A 3,199-nucleotide genomic window follows, 5' to 3' on the forward strand; every position below is an offset into this window, starting at 1 on the left:
TATATATGTTATATTTTGAAAATTGACTTCTTCTCTCTCTGAGGTGCTATTTATTTGCTTTACGGAAACTGTTATCTGTTATCTGTTATTTGTTATTTTCGTCATAAAGTAAATAGTTTTCATCGCTCACCAGTATAGATTTAATCCAAAATAGAGAAATCGAGCGTTATTCTTCCCATTTCCTTTTTGTGGTCTCGAAATTATTTACTACTTTTGTCACTAAAATTAAAAAGCCCACAAAATCCTAATCATGACCACATACAGATTTGCGATTACCGGACTACGTCACCATGACTTTGCCAACAGACTCAATGAACTCTACGACAAGGCTATGGGGAAGCGTATGTCTATCAGTATAGAACACGACAACCCTGGAGAAATGGATGCTGTCATCGTGTATTGGGGGCGTTGCTTTGTGGGCTATGTGCGCAGCGGAACAGACAGAGAAAAGGCTTGTTCGCTGATTCTTAGTTCGGGAAGAGGGTCTGGATGTCACAGGGACAGGTCAACGACATCAAGAATAATACACTGGCAGATGTCACAGTGACAGGTCATTGACATCATGACTTTCAATTCTTACAGCTTGCAGTATTACAGTTTTCGGAAAGGAAAAATAGGTTTCGCGAGGACTGTTCCTGTTTCTTGGACAACGCCAATTCACACCAAGCGTTACAATATAACAATATAACAGTTTCCAAAAACGATTTTTTGCGTTACAAATAACAGATAACAGTTTCTGAAAACGAATTTTTTGCGTTACAGGCGTTACAGGTTATAGTATTACAGAAGAAGTATCTATTATTAGTTGATTATCAGTATTATACACTCTAAACGGTAGAAAAGTGACCGTATGGATTCTGATTAGATACGAAAAGGTGAATATTTAACGTATTAAACTTTCGATCATATCAGGAATCACGAAATAAGGGTTGGGAGGGGCGCTTTTAACCGACCCCATCATGTGGAGAATGGAAGTTATAGGACGAAATTCTGCCCAAATGGAACTATCTTGTCAAATGCAACTGATGACATATGAATTGTACCAAGTTATTTTTTAACGATCACTTAAAAGGTAAATGAAGCAAAGAATTATGTACCAGGATAGGCTAGTTTTTTTTCTCTTAACAAAGCCAATTATGTCATGTTTTTCACGTTTGGGCAAGAGTCTCAAAAATCATGTTCGAAGTTCACTTTAAGAACATTCCACATTTCGACAGACTTTATAGCGTTAGTTGTCTTTAACTCTAGCCTCCATTGAGGCGATACGCTTCCCTATCAAATTGAAAGCCTGAATTTTATTGTAACGTCCTCCATCTTCGTAATATGCATAGCTCTGCATTATGAGCAAACCATCTTCTTCGCTGACACCGATTAAGCCACGATTTGTAGGTAAGCAAATAGCTTGATCAGATTCTGCATCAATAATAAAGCTCTGAACATTCCTATAGTCAGAGCATCCTTCCACTAATAGTTTTAGCGATTCTCCTTTCCATGATAGTACAGTTACCTTAGAAATTGTCGGTATGGAATCAAGTGGTATCTTTACTGCATGTTCCATCGTAAACCAACTACCATTTGCATGAGGATGTGACAGCATAAGCATCTTTACGGACTTTTTACTTTTATTATATGTCCATAATGATACCTGTTTGACAGCCCCTACACCTTCAATGCTATCTCCAGTCGCTTCATCATTCAGAAAAATCTTCCATTCTTCATTCTCTGCTACAAAATAAGCATTTGAAGGAATGCTATCAAATACAACGTCATTCAAAGCAGGTACGTTTCTTCCATTATTACATCCGCCCAAGACGATAGCACATATAATATATAATAGATGTCTCATATCAGTTTGCAATGCTTAAAAGGATTATTATCAACCAACTTCTTCAGGTCAATCGCAACATTTCGTACACGAGCGGTAGCAACAGTTGTATCACTTAACAAATATTCCAGGAAATCACTTGCTTTCTGTTCATCCTTTTCATAATAACAGGGAATACCTGTTGCTTCCCCTATAATAGGATATAAATCATCACCTTTGTACCAATGATACAGGCTTACTACATCTCCTATACCTTTAGCCGCCATCAGTTTCCATATCTCTTCCTCTGATGAACAGAAGAAGAGTTGATGAAGTACCTCAGTATCGGTTATCTCTTCTGTTTCACGTTTGAAGAAATCGAGATAGCCATTGAGCCAATCAGTCATAAAACGAGCTATCGGTAGATTAAGAATAGGGAAACAAGTCCCCATAAGTACCTCCACGCGCTGTTCTTCGTCTTCAATCAATTCATAATCTTTCTCCAACATGAACTTATAAAAGTCAAAGTCATTCTTCTTAAAAGCCTGCCAAACAGGTAAAAGTTCAGCAATGATAGCATCCTCATTGTATTTTTTAGGGGCTTCTTCCTTAATATCGATGTATGTTGTCTTATCTTGCGAATCTAATCCACAGCAATACGAATAGACCACCTTTCTTAATGCCTTTTTCGTTATTGCCCTCTTCTGCTTATAGTGAGGATCTACAGATGGGATATTTGTCATGCTAACCATTTAAGAGTTCCAAGTTGCTATACACCAAATAATAAAAATTATGCAGATAATAGTGAAAACAATGTACCACAGATCACTACCTATATCTGTAAACATGCCACCGAACAAGCCATTCGCCTCCTTTATGACTAGCCACAATAGAGGAATCGCTACAGCCAATATAATTAAGGCTAGCAGAATGAAGAAAAGTGTTTTTAAAAAACTACCCATATATCAGAATTATTATCTATTTGATTTCATTTCCAGTTTCATCAAGAATTTTTTGTTGCCCGTTTAATGTTACTTTAAATAACCATTTACCATCTATTAATTCGGGATATTCGCAATCGTCGAACCATTCGTCAAAACATACGCACATCTTCTCAAACGAAAAATAGTTTTGCTTTCCATCTCCTTTGATGTTCTCAATGATGGCATATTTGTCTGATTTTGAGCCTCCAAACATGTTATATTCCTTTAACTCCAGAACCAGATGTCCATCTTTTGTGTAAATTTGCGATTTATTATTCTTTATCAGATAAACATAGGTTTTATTACAAGGGGTAACATTATCATAAGGCGTAAAGTAATATCCACCAGGAACTTGCCGTTTCCCCTTACTGTCAATGACAGATCCTGTTGCATCAACTTCAACGGTTATCGG

Annotated in this window: 4 protein-coding genes; 1 reads left to right on the plus strand and 3 read right to left on the minus strand. The window is 36.9% G+C overall.

Annotated features, from left to right (window positions below; translation table 11 throughout):
* Window positions 1-250: 250 nt before the first annotated feature.
* Window positions 251-547, plus strand: a complete 297-nt coding sequence (locus CIK90_RS13965; RefSeq protein ID WP_144007248.1) for a hypothetical protein — start codon at window positions 251-253, stop codon at window positions 545-547.
* A gap of 681 nt (window positions 548-1,228) precedes the next feature.
* Here CIK90_RS13965 and CIK90_RS08580 read toward each other — a convergent pair.
* The 3 genes from CIK90_RS08580 to CIK90_RS14210 all read right to left on the minus strand — a co-directional run.
* A complete protein-coding gene (locus CIK90_RS08580; RefSeq protein WP_094464970.1) occupies window positions 1,229-1,846 on the minus strand; it encodes a hypothetical protein in 618 nt (205 codons plus the stop codon).
* Window positions 1,843-2,547 carry a hypothetical protein gene (locus CIK90_RS08585; protein WP_144007249.1) on the minus strand — a complete coding sequence of 235 codons (705 nt, stop codon included), beginning with the start codon at window positions 2,545-2,547 and terminating at the stop codon, window positions 1,843-1,845. The genes CIK90_RS08580 and CIK90_RS08585 overlap by 4 nt, the downstream gene beginning before the upstream one ends.
* Before the next feature lie 235 nt (window positions 2,548-2,782).
* The coding region (locus CIK90_RS14210) for a hypothetical protein (RefSeq protein WP_158216048.1) at window positions 2,783-3,199 on the minus strand (417 nt) is incomplete at its 5' end.

The sequence above is a fragment of the Prevotella sp. P5-126 genome (assembly GCF_002251185.1).
Classification (GTDB): domain Bacteria; phylum Bacteroidota; class Bacteroidia; order Bacteroidales; family Bacteroidaceae; genus Prevotella.

What these genes read in the sequence shown, in the direction of transcription:
- CIK90_RS08585 (WP_144007249.1), bottom strand. Translation starts at nt 2,547, where the DNA reads ATGACAAATATCCCATCTGTAGATCCTCACTATAAGCAGAAGAGGGCA.
- CIK90_RS13965 (WP_144007248.1), top strand. Translation starts at nt 251, where the DNA reads ATGACCACATACAGATTTGCGATTACCGGACTACGTCACCATGACTTT.
- CIK90_RS08580 (WP_094464970.1), bottom strand. Translation starts at nt 1,846, where the DNA reads ATGAGACATCTATTATATATTATATGTGCTATCGTCTTGGGCGGATGT.